The sequence below is a fragment of the Streptomyces sp. NPDC059649 genome (assembly GCF_042734445.1).
Classification (GTDB): Bacteria; Actinomycetota; Actinomycetes; order Streptomycetales; family Streptomycetaceae; genus Streptomyces.
Window position 1 is genome coordinate 1 of record NZ_JBHWDV010000009.1, and the last position, 22,857, is coordinate 22,857.

Genomic DNA, 22,857 nt, shown 5'->3' on the forward strand with positions numbered 1-22,857 from the left:
GGGTGCGGTGACGGTCCTCCGGGGCCGGTTGTGTGGACTGCTTCGCTTTACGTCCACACAACCGGCCCCTCCGGCCCGTCCCCTCCCGTTGGGGGAGGGAAGACGGTGGGTGGGGGTGGGCGTGGGGGTCTACTGGGACCCTAGGGGAAGGTCGAACGGACCCCGTAAGGGTTGAGAGCGCCCCCTGCGGGGCCCCAACTCCGCGGACAGGTACGGGTATTCCCGCCTCCCCAACGACACGCGGTACTCAACAGACAACGCCCACCCCCACCGGCCCCTCTCCCCCCACCCCCGGGAGGGGACAGACCGGAGGACGAAGTCTGTAGGGCTGTCACCGCACCCGACAAACAAACGCCCGCCGCCAGGCGCAACGGCGAGCAACCCCGACGGCGGGAAAGCGAGGTACGTGCGGGGCGCCGCAAAGCACGCAACGGCGAGACGACCCGCGGCGGCACAGACGGGTACGTACGCGGCGCCGCAAAGCGCAACGGCGAGCCAGCCCCGCGGCGCAGCAGACAGGTACGTGGGAGGCGCCGCAAAGCGCAGCGGAACGGCGAGCGAGCCCCGCGGCGGGACAGCCAGGTACGTGGGGCGTCAAACAGCCGACGCGTCGGGGCCGAAGCGGCTGCGGACGGCCGTTTGGACCTCCGCTTCCTCGGCCGGGTCGGCGGCGAGGCGGCGGAGTTGTTCGACGACCCGGTCGTCGCCGGTGGCGGCATGCCGGGCGGCCAGTTCGCGGGTGGTCTCCTCGCAGTCCCACAGGCACTCGACGGCGAAGCCCGCCGCGAAGCCGGGGTCGGTGACGGCGAGCGCGGCGGCGGCCCGGCCGCGCAGTTGGGAGGAGGACGTCTCGCGGTAGATGTGCCGCAGTACGGGGGCGGCGCAGGCGACGCCGAGGCGGCCGGTGCCGTCGACCAGCTCCCACAGGCCGTCGGCGTCCGGGCCCTCCTCGCGAACGGTACGGCGCAGCGCGGCCAGCACCAGATCGGCATCGCGCTGCGCGCCACGGCGGGCGAGCACGGCGGCGGCCGACGCGCCCAGCCGGTCCGTACGCGGCGCCCACTCGCGGGCCCGTTCGACGGCGGCCACGCTCCGCATCCGTGCGAAGGCGGCAAGGCCGGCGGAGACCAGCTGCTCGGAGGAGAAGGGGCAGGTGACCGCGGTCTCGATCAGGTCGAGGACCTCCGGATCGCCGCGCTCGGCGAGGTGGTGCAGCACCGCGGCGCGCGCCGCGTCCGGTCCGCTGCGCGCCGCCCGGAGCAGTTCGGGACGGTCCTCGGGACCGACGACGGCGGCCAGGCAGCGGGCGGCGGCGAGGTAGCGGTGCTCCTCGGGCTCGAGCTCCAGCCCCTCCTCGGCCCACCGCAGCACCTCCGCGATGCCCCAGCCGGGGCGCGGTCCGCGCGGCCGCAGCTGGCGCTGCCAGCGGTCGAAGGAGCCCTGTTCGCCGGCGGCGGTCAGCCGCGGGCCGTACCGGGGGTCCTCGGCCCACAGCCGCCAGGGCCGGGGCTCGAAGGCGTCCCGGACCGCGGCGGCCAGCTCGGTCTGCCCCTCTTCGTTCTCCGGGAAGCGGGCGAGGACGGCGGGGGCGAGGGACATCAGCCCGGCGTCGTCGTCACGCAGCGCGAGCTCGTCCAGCGCCCAGCGCCAGTTGCTGCCGACCGCGGCGTAGCTGCGCAGCAGCAGCCGCGCCGCGTCCCTGCCGTACGCGGCGAGGTGGCCGAGGACGGCGAGGGCCAGGCCGGTGCGCTCCTCGCCGGTGTCGGTGAGGTCGTCCGGGTGGAAGAGGTGGCGTTCGATCTCGTCGAGTCCGCCGTCGAGCTGCATGTAGAGGCGCGCGTAGTACAGCGAGCGGTTCTCCACCTGCCAGTCGCGCCGGGGGTCGCGCAGCACGCTGTCGTTGAGCGCGCCGAGCGCCTCGGCCCTCGGCGCCGCGAGGGCGTGCAGGGTCCCGTCGCCGCGGCCTCGCTGCAGGAGGCCGAGCAGGGTGCCACTGGGCGCTATGTCTGGATCGAACATGAGGTCAGCATCCGGTGCGGGGGACGGGCTGGCAACGGGATTTCCGCTGACCGGCATTCTTGCCGGTGACCACGGGCCGTATGCCTCGTTCCCACCATGGATCGGCAGCAACGCCTGCAGTACGGCGGCCGAAGCCTAGCCTGGAACCTGTTATTCCGCCGATTCCCCCGGCTTGCCAAGGGAGGCCGGAGGCATATGCCGGCTGCACCACCGTATCGGGTAGTGCCAAATCCCTTACGCACGGTCGCCGCCTGTGCAACAGTCGTTACCGGCCCTTCAGCCCGGCGCCGCCTGATCACGGAGTACGTCATGCCGTCCCCTCTCTTCGCGGACCACCCAGCCGACCGGCCCCCCGAGCGCGACACGGTCGAGGCCCTGATCACGCAGGCGCGCCGCCTGCGCGGCGGCCTCGACGCGGTGCGCCGGGAGTCCACGGTGGACACCGGCCTCGCCCCCGACCCGCAGCTGCGCTGGCAGCGGGCGCTGTGCGATCTCGCCGTGCACCACCTCGACGATCTCGGGGGTCATCTCGACCAGCTGAGAGAGGGCCTGCCCACGGAGAGTGACGACTCCCCGGGGCCGGCAGCCGAGGTACCGGCGCTCCCGGCCGGGCCCGAGCCCCCCGAGCGCGGTGCGCTGCTGCGCCGGGTGGGCAGCGCCGAGTGGAATCTGCTCACGGACGAGGTCAGCTGGTCCGACGAGCTGTTCGCGATCTTCGGCCGGTCCCCCGTCGAGGGCCCGCTGACCCTCGACGAACTGCCGTCCCTGGTGCACGCCGAGGACCAGGAGGGGCTGGCCACGATGGTCACCGACTGCCTGGTGGACGGTCGGCCGATCGACGGCGAGTTCCGCATCGTGCGCCCGGACGCGAGCCTGCGCACGGTGCACATGGTGGGCGAGCCGGTGCTGGACGAGGACGGCAGTACGGCCTGTATGTGGGCCGTGCTGCGGGACGTCAGCGAGCTGCGCCGCAGCCAGCAGGCGGTGCGTGAGACCCGTGACTCGCTGCACCGCGAGCGGCACATGGCGCAGACCGAGCACCGGCTCGCGGTCGAGCTGCAGGAGGCCGTGCTGCCGCCGTGGCGGGGCTCCCTGCGGTTCCCGGACGGCGGCCGGGTCACCCTCGACCTCGCCGGGCGCTATCTGCCGTCCGGTACCCACACGCTGATCGGCGGGGACTGGTACGACGCGATGCAACTCCCGGACGGTCGGACGCTGTTGAGCGTCGGCGACCTCACCGGGCACGGCGTCGCGGCCACGTCGGGGATGGCGATGGTGCTCGGCGCGCTGCGCGGTATGGCGGTCGCCGGCCAGCGCCCGGGGCAGTTGATGGGGCTGCTCAACCAACTGCTGGACACCGCCGCCCAGCCGGCGCTCGGCAGTGCGGTGTGCGGCTGTTTCGATCCGGAGACCCGGACGCTGGAGTGGGCCCAGGCAGGGCACCCCGCGCCGCTGCTCTTCCGCGGCGGCACGGGGCGCGCGCTGGACCCGCCCGAGGGCGTGCTGCTGGGGGCGACGTCCGGTGCGGCGTACACCCAGCGCACCGAGCAACTGGAGCCCGGTGACCTGCTCGTGCTGCACACCGACGGGCTGGCGCCCCGCCGGATGTACGGGCCCGGTACGGACCAGGAGGGTGCCGAGCGGCTCCTGGCACTGGCGCCGCGGTTCGCCGCGGCCCGGAGTGCGCAGGACAGCGTTCGCATCGTCGTCGAGGAGTTCGGCAGTGCCGAGCGCGAGGACGACGCGTGTGTGCTGATCGCCAGGGTCGGCGACTGACACACACCGCGGCAGCCGAGGGCGGACCGGCATCGTATGAGCCGGCCGCCCCGCACGCATGGGGCGAGTAGCCGTCGGTGGACGGAGCCGTGCGGTAGGGGTCCGTCGGGCCCGTGCGCCGACGGGTCGTCGGACCTGTGCGGCAAGGGGCCCTGGGCCGACGGACCTGGGTCACTGGCGGTCGGGGTGTGTCAGACCGTGAAGTTCGGCCCCAGGCCCGTGCCGAGGCCGGGGCCCAGGCATGATTCCTTGGTCTTGGGCCTGGGCTTGGGCAGGACATGCTGGATCTCCTCGCGCAGGTCCTGGATCTTGGCGTAGTTCGCGTACTGACCCGTGAGCCGGAACATCTCGCGGAGCCGGTCCCACGTGCGGTGGGAGGAGTTCTCGCCGATGGACACCAGGGCCAACCTGGCGTAGCGGTCGGCCTGTTCGGGATCGTCGCCGATGAAGCAGGCCGAGGCCATGGAGATGTAGTCGAAGATCTGTGAGCGCTGGCGGCCGCCCTCGCGCAGGGCCAGGGCCTGTTTGGCGTGGTGCTGGGCGATCTTGGCGGCCGTGGGGTCGTGTTCGGCGAGGGTGCGGAACGCCAGGGCCTGCATGCCGTGCAGATCCGCCTCGTCGAACATCTGCATCCAGCACGGGGGCGGGACGTCGCCCTTGTCCGAGACGAACAGTTCCTCGGCCTCGCCGAGGGTACGGCGCATCGCCTGGGCCTGGCCCTTGGACGCCTGGGCCCAGGCTTCGATGGTGTGCAGCATGGCGCGGGTGCGCGGCAGGGTCTCCTCGCCGGAGCCGGACTTGGCGAGTTTCATCAGGTCCAGTGCGTCGTCCGGGCGGCCCAGGTGGACCATCTGCCGGGCGGCGCGGGAGAGGGCCTCGCCGGCGCGCGGGCGGTCGCCGCCCTCGCGGGCCGCGTGGGCGGCGATGATGAAGTACTTCTGGGCGGTGGGCTCCAGGCCGACGTCGTGTGACATCCAGCCGGCCAGTACGGCGAGGTTGGCGGCCACGCCCCACAGCCGGCGCTGGAGGTGGTCGGGATGGCGGTAGGCGAGCATGCCGCCCACCTCGTTGAGCTGGCCCACCACCGCCTTGCGCTGCAGCCCGCCGCCGCGGGCCGCGTCCCAGGCGCGGAAGACCTCCACCGAGCGCTCCAGCGCGTCGATCTCCTGCGACCCCACGGGGGCCGCCTCATAGCGGTCGAGGCCGATCTGTTCGAGGTCGTCGAGGGAGTCGGAAGCGAACGGGTCGTCGTGGCGGAGGGCGCCGGAGGGGGCCGGATCGGTGTGCAGCCAGTCGTGCATGGCGCCGGTGAGTGCGGAGCCCGCGGCGAGCGCCGCGCCCGCACCCACCAAGCCGCGTCGGTTGAGCATGAGGTCCATTCCCGTGAATTCCGTGAGGACCGCAGCGGTCCGTTCGGGAGCCCACGGCAGACCGTCCATGGCCTGCCGCTTCCCCGAGCGACCGGTTCTGGCGAACCCGAGGTCCTCGATGGTTACGACACGGCCGAGGCGCTCGGTGAACAGGGAAGCCAGGACCTTGGGCACGGGATCCCGGGGCGTCTCCCCCATGTCGATCCAGCGCCGCACTCGCGAGGTGTCGGTCGCCAGCTGCGGATGGCCCATGGCCGCCGCCTGCCGGTTGACGAGCCTCGCCAGCTCTCCCTTGGACCAGCCGGCCAGGCCGAAAAGGTCCGCGAGACGGGTGTTCGGCTGCCTGTCCACGTCAAGCCCCCAGGTTCCTCGACTGAGTTGACAGTAACGGCCGGTGACGTGCGCTGCGACCATTCGCCAGGGTTCGCCAGGGCACGCCAGATGGTCTGCCACCCGCAGCCGAGTGTTCTGTAGACGTGCCGCCCCCGGCCCGGTGGCGGGACCGCATTCCCCAGGGTGCGCGCCCTTCACAGGGGCCCTGGATCGGCCTCCTGCACGGGGCCCGTTCACGGGTTCCCTCCACCGGGCCGGGGAGCGCACGCAACTCGTCGGCGCACGAAGGGATCTGTCTCACCCATGTATGCAGCATCGTCCGCCGTGACCGCCCCCGCCCGGCCGCACCGCCCGCACCCGACAGGCAGCGGGCCGTATCTCGCCCCCGCTCCTTCCGCGGGGGCGGTCCCCGGTCTTTCCGGCGGCCGGAACCGGCGGGCACAGGGGACGGGCACCCAACCGCTCAGCGGGAGACTCGACTTGTCCGGGCCCCAGGGCGCACAGCTGCGCGCCGCGGTCGCTTCGGTGCACCGCATCTGTCCCGAGTTCAATCCGGTCCAGGTGCTGCGCCGGAGCGGCAAATCCGTGCTCCTCGTCGGCACGACGGGCCGTATGACCGCGGTCGCCAAGTGTTTACTGGACCAGTCCCCGGCGTGGGCGGAAAGGTTCCAGCAGGAAATAAGCGCATACCGCGCATTCGTCCGGCATCGTCCGCCGGTACGGGTGCCGCGGCTGGTGGCGGCGGATCCCGACAACTGCACGCTGATCGTGGAGCGGATGCCCGGCCGGGTCGCGGCCATGTCGCGGCACCCCGCCGAGGCGCCGCCCCGGGCGGACATCCGCGCGGCGATCGGCGCGGTCTGCCAGCTCAACCGCTGGCGTCCGCCGGCCGGGCTGTTCGACGCCCCGCTGGACTACGCCGGCCGGATCGGCCGCTACCACGACCTGGGGATGCTCACCGACCGCGACCTGGGTGACCTGCAGAAGCTGATGCACGGTCTGTCGCATGTCCAGGGCCAGTTCAATCATGGCGACGCGCTGCTGAACAACGTCCTGCTGTCGCCCGCCGGGCCGGTGCTGCTGGACTGGGACAGCGCCGGCTGGTACCTCCCGGGCTACGACCTGGCGACGCTGTGGTCGGTGCTCGGCGACGCCCCGGTGGCGCGCCGTCAGATCAGCCAGCTCGCGCAGAACGCCGGCCCCGCCTCGCGGGACTCCTTCCTGGTGAATCTGATGCTGATCCTCACCCGGGAGATCCGGCGCTACGAAACGGCGGTCCAGCGGACCATGCGCGAACCCACGCCGACGGGGACTCCGGGCCCGGGACAACCCGGCGTCCCGACGGCGGGCGAGGAGCAGCGGCTGCTCCTGCGCCGACTGCACGACGACTGCCAGATGGCCCGTCGTGCGGTACGGGCGGCGGTCGGCACCCGCTGACCGCCCAGGGGGAGTGCCTCGTCTGCGGGCACTTCCCCGAGGGGAATCGTGAGCGGCGCACCCGGTGGCGGGAGGCGCCGCTCACCCATGTGCGCCGCGCGGTCATTGGTCCATTCCACTGACGCCCCGCAGGCCGGGCGGCGGTCCGGGAAGGCTCCTCTGGAGATGCCCTGACATGCGAAATCCCGATCCAGGGCGGTGTTTGACGGGCCGTCGGCCCACCTATGGCTCTGGGCCCCACGGGGCTCTACCCTCGGGTCCACCCCGTACGGCCGTTGGTGCACCATCCGTCACACCGCCCGGCTCGGGCCGGCTCGAGGAGGCTGCTTTGCGAGGATCCGCCCCGCAAGACAAAAGAACCCATCGCCCCGCCCTGCGCAGGTCCACCACCACGGTGGCGGCCGCCGTGCTGCTGCTGCCGCTCACCGGAGCGCCGTCCGCGGACGCCGGGCAGCCCCGGACGGACGCCCTGCAGCGGGCCTTCACGGCGGCCGCCGCCCGCTTCCACGTGCCGCGCAGCGTACTGCTCGGCGTCTCGTACCTGGAGTCGCGGTGGGACGGCCACGGCGGCGCGCCGAGTGTCTCCGGGGGCTACGGCCCGATGCATCTGACCGACGCCCGGACGGCGCTGGCCCGGGCGCCGGAGTTCAGCGCGGGCGACGAGGACGCCCGGGGTGACGCCTCACGTCCCCACAAGCGGGTTCCCGAGGGCGCGTCGCAGCAGGCCGCGCTGCCCGCCGAACTCCCGGCGCGGCTGCGGACGTTGCCGGCCGCGGCCCGGCTGACCGGGCTGCCGGCCGACCGGTTGCGTACCGACCCGGCGGCGAACGTGCTGGGCGGTGCGGCGCTGCTCGCCGCGGAGCAGCGCCGGCTCGGGCCGGCCGCCGAGAAGGATCCGGCCCGGTGGTACGCGGCGGTGGCGCGCTACGGCGGTCAGGACGATCCGCGCGGCGGCAAGGCGTTCGCGGACGAGGTGTTCTCGGTGATCCGGCACGGCGAGGCCCGGACGACCGACGCCGGGCAGCGGGTCAGGCTGCCCGCGGCCCCCGGTCTGGTCCCGGACGCCGGGCAGCAGAAACGTCTCGGCGGGGCCGCCGACCGGGCCTCGGAGCCGGGTGGCGAGCACGGGACGGAGTGCCCTTCGAGCGTGGCGTGCGAGTCGGTGCCGGCGCCGTACGAGGAGTTCGGTGACCACGACTACGGCAACCACGACAAGGCGGACCGGCCGCGCGACCAGAAGGTCGACAGCATCGTCATCCATGACACCGAGGGGTCGTGGGACGTCACGCTGAAGCTGATCAAGGACCCCAAGTACGTGTCCTGGAACTACACCGTGCGTTCCTCGGACGGGCTGATCGCCCAGCACGTGCCGGGCAAGGACGTCGCCTGGCACGCCGGCAACTGGTACCTGAACTCGCACTCCATCGGCATCGAGCACGAGGGTTTCCTGGCCTCCCCCGACGCCTGGTACACGGAGGCGATGTACCGGTCCTCGGCCCGGCTGGTGAAGTACCTGAGCCGCAAGTACGACGTGCCGCTGAACCGGCAGCACATCCTGGGCCACGACAACGTGCCCGGCACGACGGCGTCCACGATCCCGGGGATGCACACCGACCCCGGGCCGTACTGGGACTGGGCGCACTACTTCGAGCTGCTGGGGAAGCCGTTCCACGCCACGGCGGGCAAGCACGGCGGGCTGGTCACCATCCTCCCCGACTACGACCGCAACCGGCCGCGCTACACCAGCTGCGAGAAGCCGGGGGACGTCTGCGCACCGCACGGTTCCACGGCGGTCCGGCTGCACACCGCGCCGAGCAAGAGCGCTCCGCTGGTCAAGGACGTCGGGCTGCACCAGGACGGCAGCGATTCGACGGACGGGGTGAACGACACCGGGGCCCGGGCCACGACGGGGCAGCGGTTCGCGCTGGCGGGCCGGGAGGGTGACTGGACCGCGATCTGGTACCTCGGGCAGGTCGCGTGGTTCCGCAATCCGCACCGTGCGCCGACGGCGGTGAACGCCAAGGGGCTGGTCGCCACGCCGAAGGCCGGCCGGGAGGAGATCCCGGTCTACGGCCGGGCGTACCCGGAGAAGGCCGCCTATCCGGCCGGGGTGCCGTACCAGTCGGTTTCCCCGCTGCCGTACACGATCACGGCGGGGCAGCGGTACGCGGTCGGCGGCCGGGTGACCGGCGAGTATTTCTACGCGCCGACGTTCGACGTGTCGAAGCACGCGATCGTGCGCGGTGAGGACGTCTACTACGAGATCCAGCTGGGGCACCGGGTGGGCTATGTGCGGGCGGCCGACGTGGACGTGCGGCGGTCGAACTCGTAGCCCGGTTGGCCGGGTGACCCGCCGCGCCCGGTGGACGGGGGTGCCGTCCACCGGGTGCGGCGTTTCGTGTGCGGGGTGTGTCAGCCCTGCTGGAAGAGTTCCGCCGGCAGGGGCTTGAGCAGCGCGTAGAGGTCGTCGGTGATCGGCCGGTCCCAGCTGGCGATGGTGACCAGGACGCCGTCGCTGCGGTCGAACTGGGCGCAGGAGATGCGGCTCTCGGAGCACTTGATGCGCTTGACGATCAGCAGGTTGTCGTCGTGCATCACGGGGGTGTCCTCGCTCTCGACGACCGTGACCGGTTCGTCGTTGCCGAGCGCCGCGAGCAGCTGGGCGACCTCGAAGGGCACCTGGTCGTCCTCCAGCTCGCGGGCCGGGGAGCCCTCCGGGAGGTTGCCGATGATCATCGCGGGACCGCGGCCGCCGAAGAGGTCGTAGCGGAGGAAGACGCCCTGGCAGCTTCCGTCGGGTGCGGGCAGCAGCCCGGCGCCGAGATTGCCCGGCCAGTCCCCCGGGTCCATGGCGAGAACGTCGAAGTCGGGACCGGCGGGCGTGGCTGCGCTGCGGCGGCGGAGGAAGGACATGCCGCCATCGTACGTGGCCCGGCCGGGCTCGCCGCGCCGGACGTCGGGGTGGTGGGCGGCTCCCGGGGCGGGTGGGGCGGGCGGCGTACGGGGTGCCGGGGTTCAGGCCCGTCCGGCCAGTTCACCGAGGCGGCGCAGTGCCTCGTCGGCCGCTTCGTGGGGCACGAAGAGGTGATCGTGGTGGAAGCCGGCGACGACGTTGCAACTGAGGCCGGCGTCGGCGAGGGCGGTGGCGACGGCGGCGGTGAGCCCGACGGCATCCAGCGCGGAGTGCACCCGCAGGGTGATCCAGCCGGCGACGTAGTCGTACGGCAGGCCGGTGCGGTCGGCCTCCTCCTGGCGCAGGACGAGGGTCAGTCCCTCGGGTTCGGCGACGGTGACGACGGGGGCGAGTCCGGCGGGGATCGCGCCGCGCACGCTCGTGAAGACGTACCGGCCCTCGTTCAGCTCGGGGCGCATCCCGCTCAGCAGGGTCGGAAGATCGCGTTCACCGGTCATGCCGCCCACCTTACGAGGGGTCGGGCCGTCCTTCCTTGTGCCGCTCGTGGTGGCGGGCGACCCGGGCGCGGTTGCCGCAGGAGGGGCTGCACCATTCCTGGCGGCCGTGCTCCTTGACGAAGTAGCGGACGCAGCGCGGGGCGGGGCAGGCGCGCAGCCGGGCCCGGTCGGGGCCGGCGAGGAAGGTGAGGGCGGCGCGGGCCAGTGCGGCCAGGATCCGGTCGGCGGCGGGCGGGGTGCCGTGCGGGTGCAGTCGCAGTGCGGGCGGGGCGCCGGGCTCCCAGCTGAGCCGGGGGGAGGTCGGGACGAGGGCGGCGGCGGTGTTCAGCCGGTGCAGTGCGGTGCCCTCGGGGAGCAGCCGGTGGGCGTCGGCGGAGCTGGGCGGGCCGGGGCGGACGGCGCGGGCGAAGAGCGCGCGGAGTGCGGCGCGCAGTTCGCGTACGGCGGTGTGCAGTGCGGGGTCGGCGGTGACCGGGTCGGCGGCGCAGTCGAGCAGGGCGGCCCGCTCGGCGATCCAGGCGGTGAGTCCTTCCGGGTCGGCCAGGTCGTCGGCGACACCGCCGTGGCCGTCGTGGCGGATGGTGACGGCGAGATCCAGTGCGAGCCGTGTTGCGGTCATGAGGCTAATGGTAACGTCATCAGCAACCATTAGGTCCGGCGGGGAGGCCCAGGGAGAAACATGGCCGCTCTCCGTCAACCGGTCTGCGGGCTCCCGGTGTTCGGCACCCGGCCGGCCCACCGCCGGACCGGCGAGAACTGGACGAAGGAGCTGTCGTGCCCGTGACGTCGGAACCCACCGCACCGGAAGAGGCCACGTCGGAACCCGCCCTGTCGGCCGAGGAGGTGCGCGCGGCGATCGAGGCGGGCCAGGAGCGGCTGCGGGCGCTGCTGCCCGGACTGTCGGACGCCGCGGTACGCGCACCGAGCGCGCTGCCCGGCTGGTCCCGCGCCCATGTCCTCGCGCACATCGAGGGCATCGCCGGGGCCACCGCCCGGCAGGCCCGGTACGCGCTGCGCGGTGAGCTGGTCGAGCTGTACGACGGCGGGCGCCCGGAGCGGGCGGCCGGGATCGAGGCCGGTGCGGTGCGGGACGCCGCGGCACTCCGGGAGGCGGTGCGGGCCGCACTGGACGAGTCCTCCGCGGCCTGGGCGGCGGTCGGTCCGGCCGACTGGTCGCGCCCGGTGCGCTACCGGAACGGCGAGCTGCGCACGGTGCTGTGGGCCTGGTGGCGGGAGCTGGAGATCCACACGGCGGACGCCCTGCTCGGCCAGGGGCCGCAGGACTGGCCGCACGGACTGTGCCACCACCTTCTGAGCCATCTGGCGCCGCGCGCCCCGAAGGACCTGCACCTGGTACTGGAGGCCACGGACGAGGCGTTCCGGCGGGAGTACGGTGCCGCCGGCGCGCCGGAAGTGACCGTACGCGGCCCCCTCACCGACCTGGCGGCCTGGCTGGCCGGCCGTGCCCCGCACCGGCCGCTGGACTGCCGCCGGCCGGGCGGTACCGCGCCGCTGCCGGAACTGCTCGATTGGCCGTAGGGAGACGCCGCAGGGAGACCCCCTACGGCGTCTAGGGAGGCACCCCCTGCGGTGTGCCGGTCGCCGCCGCCCCCGCCCGGTCGGCTCCCGACCACCTCGTCCTCACCCTCGTCCTCGCCCTCCCCCGCCCGAAGGGACTCCGTATGTCCGCCCCGCCCCGCACGCTCAACTACTGGAAGGCCGGGCTGAGTTCGGTGCCGCCCGAGGTGTGGCAGCGTACGGACCAGGAGGTGCTGATCCTCGCCGACAACGCGCTGACCTCGGTCCCGGCGGCGCTCGGCGGGCTGCGTGCGCTGCACACCCTCGACCTCGGCCACAACGCGCTGACCGCGGTCCCCGAGGAGATCGGCGAGCTGACCGGGCTGACCCGCTACCTCTATCTGCACGACAACCGCCTCACCGCACTGCCGGACACCCTCGGCCGGCTGGACCGGCTGGGCTACCTCAACGTCGGCGAGAACCCGCTCGGCCGGCTGCCGGACACCCTGGGCGGGATGACCGCACTGGTCGAACTCCGGGCGCAGCGCGCGGAGTTGACCGCACTCCCGCCGTCGGTGGGGCGGCTCGGGCGGCTGCGGGAGCTGTGGCTGGGCGGCAATGCGCTGACCGGGCTGCCGGCGGGCGTCGCCGCACTGCGCGAGCTGCGGGTGCTGGAGCTGCGCGACAACGCCCTGCCCGGCGTGCCGGAGGCGCTGCGTGCGCTGCCCCGGCTGGCCCGGCTCGATCTGCGCGGCAACCGGATCACGGAGCTGCCGCCCTGGGTCGCCCGGCTCCCGTCGCTGGAGAAGCTGGATCTGCGCTGGAACGCCGTGGACGACGGTGCGGAGCCGGTCCGGGCGCTGCGCGCGAACGGGTGCGTGGTGCTCACCTGACGGCGGCCGGCGCCGCGCCTACGTCAGGTCGAACTCTCCCTCGCGGGCATCGAGGACGAAGGCGCGCCACTCGGCGGGGCTGAAGATCAGCGCCGGGATCTCCGGGCTGCGGCGGTTGCGCATCGCGATGTAGCCCTCGACGAAGGCGATCTGGACGTCGCCCACGCCCTGGCTGCTGGACTGCCACTCGGCCTGGGACAGGTCGAGATCGGGCCTGGGCCCGCCCGCGAGCCGCTGCTCGGTGATGCTGTCGGCCACGTCGCCGCTCCTCCCGGTTCGGTCGTCCGCGGTCAGCCTAGCCACTGTGCCGCGGGTCGGACAGAGGACATGGCGGGGGCGCGCGGTGGAGCCGTCAGGTGGCGGGTGGTGCGGCGCCGACCAGCCACATGGAGAAGAACTGCGAGCCGCCGCCGTAGGCGTGCCCGAGTGCCCTGCGGGCGCCGTCGACCTGGTGCTCACCCGCCCGGCCGCGCACCTGCAGGGCCGCCTCGGCGAAGCGGATCATGCCGGAGGCGCCGATGGGGTTGGTGGACAGGACGCCGCCGGAGGGGTTGACCGGGAGGTCCCCGTCGAGCTCGGTGACGCCGGACTCGGTGAGCTTCCATCCCTCGCCCTCGTCGGCGAAGCCGAGGTTCTCCAGCCACATCGGTTCGTACCAGGAGAACGGTACGTACATCTCGACCGCGTCGATCTGCCGGCGCGGGTCGGTGATGCCGGCCTGGTGGTAGACGTCGGCGGCGCAGTCCTTGCCGGCCTGCGGGGAGACGAAGTCCTTGCCGGCGAAGAGGGTGGGCTCGCTGCGCATCGCCCCGCCGTGCATCCAGGCCGGCGGGTGCGGGGCGCGCGCGGCGCCGGCCCGGTCGGTGAGGATCATCGCGCAGGCGCCGTCGGAGGACGGGCAGGTCTCGGAGTAGCGGATCGGGTCCCAGAGCATGGGCGAGGACTGGACCTTCTCCAGGGTGATGTCGTGCTCGTGGAGGTGCGCGTAGGGGTTCTTGAGGGCGTTGCGGCGGTCCTTGTAGGCGACGAGGGAGCCGACGGTGTCGGGGGCGCCGGTGCGGCGCAGGTACGCGCGGACGTGCGGGGCGAAGAAGCCGCCGGCGCCGGCGAGGAGCGGCTGCTGGAAGGGGATGGGGAGCGACAGGCCCCACATCGCGTTGGACTCCGACTGCTTCTCGAAGGCGAGCGTGAGGACCGTGCCGTGGACCCGGGCCGCGATGAGGTGGGCGGCGACGAGGGCGGTGGAGCCGCCGACCGAGCCGGCGGTGTGCACCCGCAGCATCGGCTTGCCGACGGCGCCGAGCGCGTCGGCGAGGTACAGCTCGGGCATCATGACGCCCTCGAAGAAGTCGGGCGCCTTGCCGATGACGACGGCGTCGATGTCGGCCCAGCTCAACTCGGCGTCGTCAAGCGCCCGTTGGGCCGCCTCGCGGACGAGTCCGGCGATCGACACGTCCCGGCGCGCCGCCACATGCTTGGTCTGGCCGATGCCTACGACGGCCACGGGCTCCTTGCTCATCGGGGATCCCCTTCGAGGACGGCGACCAGGTTCTGTTGCAGACAGGGCCCGGAGGTGGCGTGGGCGAGGGCACGGTCGGCGGCGCCGCGGTGGACCGCGGCGGCGGCCTCGCCGAGGCGGATGAGGCCCGCGGCCATCACCGGGTTGGCGGCGAGGGCCCCACCCGACGGGTTGACCCGCACCTCGTCGCCGAGCCGCAGCGCCTTGCGCAGCACGACCTCCTGCGAGGTGAACGGGGCATGCAACTCCGCGGTGTCGACGGGTTGTTGGAAGGCGCCGGCCTTTTCGGCGGCCAGGCGGGTGGACGGCGAGTCGGTCAGATCGCGGACGCCGAGGGCGTGTGCCTCGATGCGGTGGTCGATGCCGCGGATCCAGGCGGGCCGGGCGCACAGTTCCCTGGCCCGGTCCCCCGCGGCGAGGATCACGGCGGCGGCGCCGTCGCCGATGGGCGGGCAGTCGCCGGTGCGCAGGGGCCGTACGAGGTAGTCGCCCTGCGGTACCGAACCTCGCAGCTGGGCGTGGGAGTTGGCGGTGGCGTCGGCGCGGCTGCGGGCCGCCACGGCCGCGAGTGCGGGCTCGTCGGTCTCGCCCGCGTCGATGAGGGCCTGGGCCTGGAGGGCGGCGAGCGCGACGGAGTCCGGCCACAGGGGCGCCACGTAGTACGGGTCGAGCTGCCGGGTCAGGACGTCGCGCACGGAGCCCGGTGAGGACTTGCCGTACGCATAGACGAGGGCGGTGTCGGCGTCCCCGGTGAGCAGCTTCGTCCACGCCTCGTACAGCGCCCAGGCGCCGTCCATCTCGACGTGCGACTCGGAGATCGGCGGCCAGGCGCCGACGCCGTCGAGGGCCATGGTGAAGGAGAAGGCGCGGCCGGCGAGGTAGTCGCTGGAGCCGGAGCAGGTGAAGCCGATGTCGGCGGTCTTCAGACCGGTCTGGTCGAGGACCTCGTGCAGCACCGGGAGGAGCATCTCCACCTCGGAGAGCTCCGCGCTGGTGCGCCGGTGGTCGGTCTGGGCGAAGGCGACCACCGCGATCTCCCGGATCTCACGCGTCACAGCAGCTCCTTGTAGGTGTCGTACTCCGCGTCGGGTTCGCCGGTCGGCCGGTAGTGGTCGGGGTAGCGGCCCCCCTCGGTCCACACCGGCTCGACGCGCAGGCCCATCCGCACCTGGTCGTAGGGGATGCCGCCGATCCGGCCGTGCAGGGCGAGGTCGGCGCCGTCGAGGGCGATGTGGGCGTAGACGTAAGGCACTTTGATGTCGAGGTTCTTGGCCTTGATGTTGACGATGCAGTAGGTGGTGACCGTGCCGCGCGGGCCCACCTCGACCTGTTCCGAGGTGGCGACGCCGCAGGTGGGGCACGCGCCGCGCGGCGGGACGTACACCTTGCGGCAGGACGGGCAGCGTTCGCCGACCGTCCGGCGCTGAGAGAGGGCGTGGATGTAGGCGGTCTGGGCGCGGCCCGGTGAGTAGCTGTAGTCAAGGCGGGCGGGGGCGACGATGCCGGTGACGGCGTCCGCGAACTCGCCGCTGTGACCTGAGAGTTGAGCGGGGTCGCCGTCGTGGGGCTCGAAGCAGGCGATGTCGGTGATGGCGCCCGTACGCTGCTCGGCCCAGCGGACGCGGACCCGCATGCCGGTGTGCACCGCCTCGGGGCCGGGGGCGTCGAGGACGTGCAGCAGGGCGGTGTCGGCGCCGTCGAGGCGGACCAGCACCCAGGCGAAGGGGGTGCCGAGGGGCTGGCCGCGGCGGGGTTCGGGGTTCCAGGCCCAGGTGGTGACGGTGCCGGTGGGCGCCACCTCGACCAGGTCGCGGATCTCCTCCGCGGTGACCGGGTCGTACTCGACGGGCGGCACCAGGGTGCGGCCGTCGCCGGTCCGCACACCGAGGACGACGCGCTCGCGCAGGCCGGTGAGGAACGCGCTCTGGACGGGGCCGAGGGAGCGGGTGAAGGGGAATTCGACGACGAGCGGGGCTTTGAGGACTTCGGGCATGCCGATCTCCTTTGGGGGCCTGGGGGCTCAGGCGCGCTTGAACACGGGCGGTCGCTTCTCCGCGAAGGCGCGGGCGCCCTCCTTGGCGTCGGCGGTGTCGAAGACCGGCCAGCCGCGGGTGAGTTCGGCGGCGAGGCCGTCCGTCTCCGTCATCTCGGCGGTCTCGTAGACGGACGCCTTGACGGCCTCGACCGCCAACGGCCCGCAGGCGTTGATCTGCTCGGCGATCTCCAGGGCCTTGGCGAGCGCGGTGCCGTCGGGGACGACGTGGCCGATCAGTCCGATGCCGGCGGCCTCCCGCGCGCTGTACGGCCGCCCGGTCAGCAGCATCTCCAGCGCGTGGGTACGCGGAATCTGGCGCTGCAGGCGGACCGTGGAGCCCCCGATGGGGAACAGTCCGCGCTTGACCTCGAAGAGGCCGAAGGTCGCCGACTCGCCCGCGACCCGGATGTCGGTGCCCTGGAGGATCTCCGTGCCGCCCGCGACACAGGGGCCCTCGACGGCGGCGATCACCGGCTTGCGCGGCCGGTGGTGCCGCAGCATCGCCTTCCAGTGCAGGTCGGGGTCGGCGGTGAGCCGGTCGCGGTACCGCTGGCCGGCCATGCCCTTGCCGGCCAGGGCCTTGAGGTCCATCCCGGCGCAGAAGGCGCCGCCGGCACCGGTGAGCACGATCGAGCGGATCGCCTCGTCCTCGTCGGCCGCCACCCAGCCGTCGTACAGGCCGACGAGCATGGGGAGCGAGAGTGCGTTCTTGGCGTCGGGCCTGTTGAGCGTGAGCACCAGTGTGGCGCCTTCGCGCTGCACGGTGAGGTGTTCCGTCCCACCCATTGCGGTCTCCCGTCTGCAGGGACGAGAACAGGTTGCAGTAGTGGCACGGCGAGTTCAAGGCTTTTCTGACAGGTAGTCAGATTACTTGCGCCGGGCCCCTTCCCTGCTCCTGTCCACGGCGCTCTAATGACCGCCGGGGTCCGGTCCCGCGGGCCTCCCGTGCGCCGACGCCGCCCGGTCTGGAGGAGACGTGGAGTACAACCTTGCCGACCTCTTCGAATCGATCGTGGACACCGTCCCCGACCGCGAGGCCCTGGTGTACCTCGACCACCCGGGGACCGGCACGGAGCGGCGGCTGACGTACGCCGAGCTGGACCGCGCCGCCAACCGGCTGGCTCACCACCTCGCCGACCGGGGCATCGGCCCCGGGGACCACGTCGGGCTGCACCTCTACAACGGCGTCCCCTACCTCCAGGCGGTGTACGCCTGCCTGAAGATCCGCGCGGTGCCGGTGAACGTCAACTACCGTTATGTCGAGGAGGAGTTGGCGTACCTCTACCGGGACGCGGACCTGGTGGGGCTGGTCTTCGACGCGGAGTTCACCGCCCGGGTGGCCGCCGCCCTGCCGCGGGCGCCGCGGCTGCGGCATCTGGTCCGGGTCGGCACCCCGCCGGACGGCGCACCCGAGCCCGCGGTCGCGCCGGTCGCGCTCGCGGACGCCGAGGCGTCCGGCTCACCGGCCCGGGGCTTCGGGCCGCGCTCCGCCGACGACCGGATCGTCATCTACACCGGCGGCACCACCGGTATGCCCAAGGGCGTGATGTGGCGGCACGAGGACCTGTTCTTCTCCGGTATGGGCGGCGGGGCCCCGACCGGTGATCCGGTCACCCGGCCGCAGGAGCTGGCCGAACGGGTCGCGGCGGGCGGCGAGGGGATCGTCTTCTTCCCCACTCCCCCGCTGATGCACGGCACCTCGACCCTGACCGCGTTCATCGCCTTCCACTTCGGGCAGAAGGTCGTCCTGCACCGCAAGTACGTGCCCGAGGAGGTGCTGCGGAGCATCGAGCGGGAGCGGGTCACCAGTGTCTCGCTGGTGGGCGACGCGATGCTGCGCCCGCTCGTCGATGCGCTCGCCGGACCGCTCAAGGGCACCGACTGCTCCTCGCTGTTCAGCGTCAGCAGCTCCGGCGCGATCCTCTCGGAGACCGTACGCGCCGAGTTCACCGCGCTGGTGCCGCACGCGGCGCTGCTCAACAACTTCGGCTCCTCGGAGTCCGGCTTCAACGGCACCGCCACCGACGACTCGGGCCCCGCCAAGGGGTTCCGGCTACGCGTCAACTCCCGGATGGCCGTGGTGGATCCGGCGACCCACGAACCGGCGCCGGCCGGTGAGGTGGGGCGGCTGGCGCTGCGCGGACACGTACCGCTGGGCTACTACAACGACCCGGCGAAGACCGCCGAGACGTTCTTCGAGGCGCGGGGTGACCGGTGGGTGCTGCTGGGCGATATGGCCACGGTCGACGAGGAGGGCATCGTCACCGTCCTCGGCCGGGGCTCGCAGTGCATCAACTCCGGTGGCGAGAAGGTCTATCCGGAGGAGGTCGAGCAGGCGCTGAAGGCCCATCCGGACGTCTACGACGCGCTGGTGGCGGGCGTCCCGGACGAGCGGTGGGGCAACCGGGTCGCGGCGGTGGTGCAACTGCGCGACGGCAGCGCGCCGTTGGACCTGGCCGCCCTGCAGGCGCACTGCCGCACCCGGCTGGCCGGCTACAAGGTCCCGCGCGCGGTGGTCTTCACCGACCGCATCCAGCGCTCCCCGAGCGGCAAGGCCGACTACCGCTGGGCGAAGGCGGTGGCGGCGGGCGAACGGGGGGCATGAGGGCCGCGCGGCACCCGGCCGCCCGGCCCCGGTCACCGGGGGACGGGACGCCGGTCAGCCGGCCGCTCCGCACACCGACTTAAGCGAGCGGGCCAGGGCCACGGTGTGCAGCGGGTCCAGTCCGCGTTCGTGGCGCACCCGGGCGCCGGCCACGGTCAGCAGCGGGTGGCAGGAGGGTGCCGAGCGGGCCGGCGCGGAGGCGGCGAGGGCGCGTACCAGTGCGGTGTTGATGCGGTTGATCTCCTTGCGGACCTCGTTGAGGTCGGGGCGCTCGGCCGGGGCCTGGGAGGGATCGGCGTCCCAGCGGCGGTGCAGTCCGCGCTGCACGATCTTGTTGGCCTCGATCTGGTCCCGGAAGATCCGCACCGTCCCGGCCGGGTCGGCGCCGAGCTGCCGGGCCTGCTCCGCCACCGCGTCCAGCACCTGCTGCTCACGCGCCGGATCGTCGATCGGGCTGCCGGTGCCCCACTTCGCCGCGGCCACCAGATCGCCGGTGGCCAGCCGCTCCGCGGACAGTTCGGCGAGCGGGCGGAGCCGGTGGTACGGGGAGTGCGCCCGGGCGGCGGCCGGGGCCGTGGGCGAGGGCGCGGCGGGGGCCGCGGCGGCGCCGCCGGCACCGGTGAGGAGCAGGGTCGCGGCGGCGCCGGCGATCAGGGCGCGGCGCATCGAGAGGGTCAGCTGCACGGTCGGCCTTTCTCGAACCTCGGGCCCGCCGGGGGGAGTTGCCCCGGTGGGCCGTACGCGGGAGGGCGTACGGCCGCGAGCCTAGGGCCTTTCCGACCCTGACCCATCGGACAGCACGCCTGGCGGAGCAGCGTGCCCGCCCGGCCGCGGTTGCGCGCGGCGGGCTACAGCGGGGCCGGCAGGAACGAGGTGACGGCGGCGAGGAACTCGCCCGGGCGTTCCTCGTGGACGAGATGGCCGGCGCCCTCGACGGTCACCAGGCGGGCGTCGGGGATCCGGGCGGCCATCTCGGCGAGGTGTTCCTGCGGGATGTGACTGGTGGGGCCACCGCCGATGACGAGGGTGGGGGCGGTGATCCGCGGCAGGCACTCCCACCACTGCGGGTCGGGGGCGTTGCGTTCGGCCACCACCGCCGTCTTGGCGCGCCAATCGAAGGCCTGGGGGCCGGCCGGCTCCTCGGGTGCCTCCTGCGGCGGGTCGGCCGGGAGCGGTGGGGCGGCCTCCTCCAGGACCAGCCGGTCCACCAGCTCGGGACGGTCGGCGGCCAGCAGCAGGGCGGCCACCGCGCCGACCGAGTGGCCGATGAGGGTCACCCGCTTCAGGCCGAGCGCCTGGAGGAAGCCGATCGCATCGTCCCGCCAGCGGGTGAAGCCGTACTCCCCCGGCCAGTCGCTGTGGCCGTGGCCGCGCTGGTCGAGGGCGAAGACCCGGTGGGTGCCGGCGAGGCGGCCGACCACGCCGCGCCAGTCCTCGCCGTCCTCGCCGAGGCAGTGCAGCAGCACCACCGGCGGCGCGTCCTCCTCTCCCCACACCCGGTATGCCAGCCGAACGTCACCTACCTGCACTTTCCGGACGTCACTCATGCGCTGGACGCTACCCGGGGGCCGTCTGCGTCACGCCCCTTGACGTGTTCGCCGCGCGCTGATTACTTGGATCAGCATTCAGCTACCGAATGATCGGTAGGGAAACGAGGCGGTGACACTCATGCCGGATGCGGCCACGGGCAGGGCGACGGACAGCGCGGCGTACGACGACGCGGAACGGCTCTCGCCGGACGCCCTGCGGGAGCTCCAGCTGGCCCGGCTGCGCGCCTCCTTGCGCCACGCCTATGACCATGTGCCGTTCTACCGCGCGGCGTTCGACCGGGCCGGGGTGCGCCCCGAGGACTGCCGGACGCTCGGCGACCTGGCCCGTTTCCCTTTCACGGTCAAGGACGATCTGCGCGCGCAGTACCCCTTCGGAATGTTCGCGGTCCCCAAGGAGGAGGTGCGGCGCATCCACGCCTCCAGCGGAACCACCGGCCGCCCGACCGTGGTCGGCTACACCGAACGCGATCTCGACCACTGGGCGGACGTGGTCGCCCGCTCGATCCGCGCGGCCGGCGGCCGGCCCGGCCACACCGTCCATATCGCCTACGGCTACGGGCTGTTCACCGGCGGGCTGGGCGCGCACTACGGCGCGGAACGGCTGGGCTGCACGGTCGTCCCGGCGTCCGGCGGGATGACCGGCCGGCAGGTACAGATCATCCAGGACTTCCGGCCCGAGATCATCATGGTCACGCCGTCGTACATGCTCACCCTGCTGGACGAGTTCGAGCGGCAGGGCATCGATCCGCGGACGACCTCGCTGAAGGTCGGCATCTTCGGTGCCGAGCCCTGGACCGAGCAGATGCGCCGCGAGATCGAGCAGCGGTTCGCGATCGACGCGGTGGACATCTACGGGCTGTCGGAGGTGATGGGTCCGGGGGTCGCCCAGGAGTGCGTGGAGACCAAGGACGGGCTGCACATCTGGGAGGACCACTTCTATCCCGAGGTGGTCGACCCGGTCACCGGTGAGGTGCTGCCGGACGGTGCGCACGGCGAGCTGGTCTTCACCTCGCTCACCAAGGAGGCGATGCCGGTCGTCCGCTACCGCACCCGCGATCTGACCCGGCTGCTGCCGGGCACCGCCCGGCCGGCCTTCCGCCGGATGGAGAAGATCACCGGGCGCTGCGACGACATGATCATTCTGCGCGGGGTCAATCTCTTCCCGGCGCAGATCGAGGAGATCGTGCTGCGCACGCCCGGCGTCGCCCCGCACTTCCAGCTGCGGCTCACCCGCGAGGGCCGGATGGACCGGCTGACCGTACGCGCCGAGGCCCGCCCCGACGCCACCCGCGAGGCGCGCACCGCGGCCGTGGAGCTGATCGCCCGCGGGGTCAAGGAGGGGATCGGGGTGTCGGTCGCCGTGGAGATCGTCGATCCGGAGACGCTGGAGCGCTCGGTCGGCAAGATCAAGCGGATCGTGGACGCCCGGCCGAAGGACACCGCCTGACGCTCAGGTCATCTCCGGGTCCCCCTTGATCAGGGCGAACGGGGCGCCGGCCGGGTCCGCCACCATCGCCAGCCGGCCGATGCCGGGGGCGCTGGTGGGCGGGATGAGGACCGTGGCGCCGTGGTCGAGGGCGGCGGCGTAGGTCGCGTCGCAGTCGGTCACGCCGAAGTAGGGGTGCCACTCCGAGGTCGAGCCGGCCGCCAGATGCTCCTCCGCCAGCTGCATGATCCCGCCCTGGCCGGTGTCCTCGCCCTCGCCGCCGCCCGGCGAGGAGACGATGGAGTAGAAGAGGTCGCCGCCCATGGGCATGTCCTGGAAGCTCCAGGAGAACACCGAGCGGTAGAAGCCCTTGGCCATGGCCACGTCGGTGGTGTAGAGCTCCGTCCAGCACAGGGTGTTCGGCTCCATGACCACGTCCAGGCCCTGGACGTCACCGGGCTGCCAGACCGCGAAGTCGGCGCCGGTCGGGTCGGTGTAGGCGGCGAGCCGGCCGGCCGTGAAGACGTCCATCGGCGGGACCCGCACCGCGCCGCCGGCCTGCTCCACCGCCTTGGTCGTGGCGTCCGCGTCGCTGGTGTGGAAGTACGCCGTCCACGCGGGCCGCGCGCCCTCCTCGGTGAGCGGGCCGACGGCGCCGACGGTCTTCCCGTCGAGCTGGAAGAAGCCGTAGCCGCCGGACTCCGGGCCGGCGGACTCGACGCGCCAGCCGAACACCGCGGAGTAGAAGGCGACGGCGGCGTCGACATCGGGCGTGCCGAGGTCGAGCCAGTTGGGGGTGCCGGGGACGTAACGGGTGGTCAGCATGGTGTCCTCCGTCGTACGGAACGAGACGTACAGGGCCGTCGGCCGGCTGTTCCCCGGCCACGTTGTCAGCATGGCAGGGGGCACTGACAGTCGCCCTCCGCACGCGTCGCGCGCGCCGCACACGGTGCACCGCGCGGCCC

20 protein-coding genes are annotated in these 22,857 nt (G+C 73.1%); 7 read left to right on the top strand and 13 right to left on the bottom strand.

Annotated features, from left to right (window positions below; all coding sequences use genetic code 11):
• Positions 1 to 594: 594 nt before the first annotated feature.
• Positions 595 to 2,019, bottom strand: a complete 1,425-nt coding sequence (locus ACFV1J_RS13380) for a HEAT repeat domain-containing protein (protein WP_385857456.1) — start codon at positions 2,017 to 2,019, stop codon at positions 595 to 597.
• A gap of 309 nt (positions 2,020 to 2,328) precedes the next feature.
• Here ACFV1J_RS13380 and ACFV1J_RS13385 point away from each other — a divergent pair, with 309 nt between their 5' ends.
• Positions 2,329 to 3,795, top strand: coding sequence for a PP2C family protein-serine/threonine phosphatase (locus tag ACFV1J_RS13385; RefSeq protein ID WP_385857457.1), 1,467 nt, complete (start codon positions 2,329 to 2,331; stop codon positions 3,793 to 3,795).
• Positions 3,796 to 3,986: 191 nt separating this feature from the next.
• On the opposite strand, the gene ACFV1J_RS13390 is transcribed toward ACFV1J_RS13385, so the two are convergent.
• Positions 3,987 to 5,516 (bottom strand): hypothetical protein, encoded by a 1,530-nt coding sequence (locus ACFV1J_RS13390; RefSeq protein WP_385857459.1) that lies wholly within the window; start codon positions 5,514 to 5,516, stop codon positions 3,987 to 3,989.
• A gap of 285 nt (positions 5,517 to 5,801) precedes the next feature.
• Between ACFV1J_RS13390 and ACFV1J_RS13395 the strand changes: the two genes are divergently transcribed.
• Together ACFV1J_RS13395 and ACFV1J_RS13400 are read left to right on the top strand one after the other, a co-directional pair.
• Positions 5,802 to 6,935: an aminoglycoside phosphotransferase family protein gene (locus ACFV1J_RS13395; RefSeq protein ID WP_385857460.1), complete on the top strand. Its 1,134-nt coding sequence runs from the start codon at positions 5,802 to 5,804 to the stop codon at positions 6,933 to 6,935.
• 328 nt (positions 6,936 to 7,263) lie between these two features.
• The gene (locus ACFV1J_RS13400) at positions 7,264 to 9,267 is read left to right on the top strand and encodes an N-acetylmuramoyl-L-alanine amidase (protein ID WP_385857461.1); all 2,004 of its coding nucleotides are present in this window, start codon (positions 7,264 to 7,266) and stop codon (positions 9,265 to 9,267) included.
• Positions 9,268 to 9,347: 80 nt separating this feature from the next.
• On the opposite strand, the gene ACFV1J_RS13405 is transcribed toward ACFV1J_RS13400, so the two are convergent.
• The 3 genes from ACFV1J_RS13405 to ACFV1J_RS13415 form a co-directional block, all read right to left on the bottom strand.
• Positions 9,348 to 9,848, bottom strand: coding sequence for a hypothetical protein (locus ACFV1J_RS13405; protein ID WP_042160224.1), 501 nt, complete (start codon positions 9,846 to 9,848; stop codon positions 9,348 to 9,350).
• Positions 9,849 to 9,950: 102 nt separating this feature from the next.
• Complete coding sequence (locus ACFV1J_RS13410; RefSeq protein ID WP_385857462.1) at positions 9,951 to 10,346, bottom strand: ACT domain-containing protein; 396 nt, start codon at positions 10,344 to 10,346, stop codon at positions 9,951 to 9,953.
• 10 nt (positions 10,347 to 10,356) lie between these two features.
• The gene (locus tag ACFV1J_RS13415; protein WP_385857463.1) at positions 10,357 to 10,965 is read right to left on the bottom strand and encodes a CGNR zinc finger domain-containing protein; all 609 of its coding nucleotides are present in this window, start codon (positions 10,963 to 10,965) and stop codon (positions 10,357 to 10,359) included.
• Between the two features lie 161 nt (positions 10,966 to 11,126).
• Here ACFV1J_RS13415 and ACFV1J_RS13420 point away from each other — a divergent pair, with 161 nt between their 5' ends.
• Positions 11,127 to 11,885 (top strand): maleylpyruvate isomerase family mycothiol-dependent enzyme, encoded by a 759-nt coding sequence (locus ACFV1J_RS13420; protein WP_385857464.1) that lies wholly within the window; start codon positions 11,127 to 11,129, stop codon positions 11,883 to 11,885.
• A gap of 143 nt (positions 11,886 to 12,028) precedes the next feature.
• Entirely contained in the window at positions 12,029 to 12,757 is a 729-nt protein-coding gene (locus ACFV1J_RS13425; RefSeq protein WP_385857614.1) for a leucine-rich repeat domain-containing protein, read from the top strand.
• A gap of 18 nt (positions 12,758 to 12,775) precedes the next feature.
• On the opposite strand, the gene ACFV1J_RS13430 is transcribed toward ACFV1J_RS13425, so the two are convergent.
• The 5 genes from ACFV1J_RS13430 to ACFV1J_RS13450 form a co-directional block, all read right to left on the bottom strand.
• On the bottom strand, positions 12,776 to 13,015 hold the full coding sequence (locus tag ACFV1J_RS13430; protein ID WP_385857465.1) for a DUF397 domain-containing protein: 240 nt from the start codon (positions 13,013 to 13,015) through the stop codon (positions 12,776 to 12,778).
• 94 nt (positions 13,016 to 13,109) lie between these two features.
• Positions 13,110 to 14,276 (bottom strand): thiolase domain-containing protein, encoded by a 1,167-nt coding sequence (locus ACFV1J_RS13435; RefSeq protein ID WP_385857467.1) that lies wholly within the window; start codon positions 14,274 to 14,276, stop codon positions 13,110 to 13,112.
• Positions 14,273 to 15,331, bottom strand: coding sequence for a thiolase domain-containing protein (locus ACFV1J_RS13440; RefSeq protein ID WP_385857468.1), 1,059 nt, complete (start codon positions 15,329 to 15,331; stop codon positions 14,273 to 14,275). Before ACFV1J_RS13440 ends, ACFV1J_RS13435 begins: the two co-directional genes overlap by 4 nt.
• Entirely contained in the window at positions 15,328 to 16,269 is a 942-nt protein-coding gene (locus tag ACFV1J_RS13445; RefSeq protein ID WP_385857469.1) for a Zn-ribbon domain-containing OB-fold protein, read from the bottom strand. Before ACFV1J_RS13445 ends, ACFV1J_RS13440 begins: the two co-directional genes overlap by 4 nt.
• Before the next feature lie 27 nt (positions 16,270 to 16,296).
• Positions 16,297 to 17,097 (bottom strand): crotonase/enoyl-CoA hydratase family protein, encoded by an 801-nt coding sequence (locus tag ACFV1J_RS13450; RefSeq protein WP_385857470.1) that lies wholly within the window; start codon positions 17,095 to 17,097, stop codon positions 16,297 to 16,299.
• A 190-nt stretch (positions 17,098 to 17,287) separates the two neighbouring features.
• On the opposite strand from ACFV1J_RS13450, the gene ACFV1J_RS13455 reads away from it, so the two are divergent.
• Positions 17,288 to 18,916 carry an acyl-CoA synthetase gene (locus ACFV1J_RS13455; RefSeq protein ID WP_385857471.1) on the top strand — a complete coding sequence of 543 codons (1,629 nt, stop codon included), beginning with the start codon at positions 17,288 to 17,290 and terminating at the stop codon, positions 18,914 to 18,916.
• 54 nt (positions 18,917 to 18,970) lie between these two features.
• Here ACFV1J_RS13455 and ACFV1J_RS13460 read toward each other — a convergent pair whose 3' ends face one another.
• Entirely contained in the window at positions 18,971 to 19,600 is a 630-nt protein-coding gene (locus ACFV1J_RS13460; RefSeq protein ID WP_385857472.1) for a chorismate mutase, read from the bottom strand.
• A gap of 164 nt (positions 19,601 to 19,764) precedes the next feature.
• Complete coding sequence (locus tag ACFV1J_RS13465; protein ID WP_385857473.1) at positions 19,765 to 20,463, bottom strand: alpha/beta fold hydrolase; 699 nt, start codon at positions 20,461 to 20,463, stop codon at positions 19,765 to 19,767.
• 121 nt (positions 20,464 to 20,584) lie between these two features.
• On the opposite strand from ACFV1J_RS13465, the gene paaK reads away from it, so the two are divergent.
• On the top strand, positions 20,585 to 21,913 hold the full coding sequence (gene paaK, locus ACFV1J_RS13470) for a phenylacetate--CoA ligase PaaK (protein ID WP_385857615.1): 1,329 nt from the start codon (positions 20,585 to 20,587) through the stop codon (positions 21,911 to 21,913).
• Positions 21,914 to 21,916: 3 nt separating this feature from the next.
• Here paaK and ACFV1J_RS13475 read toward each other — a convergent pair whose 3' ends face one another.
• Positions 21,917 to 22,717 carry a VOC family protein gene (locus tag ACFV1J_RS13475; RefSeq protein ID WP_385857474.1) on the bottom strand — a complete coding sequence of 267 codons (801 nt, stop codon included), beginning with the start codon at positions 22,715 to 22,717 and terminating at the stop codon, positions 21,917 to 21,919.
• Positions 22,718 to 22,857 lie beyond the last annotated feature (140 nt).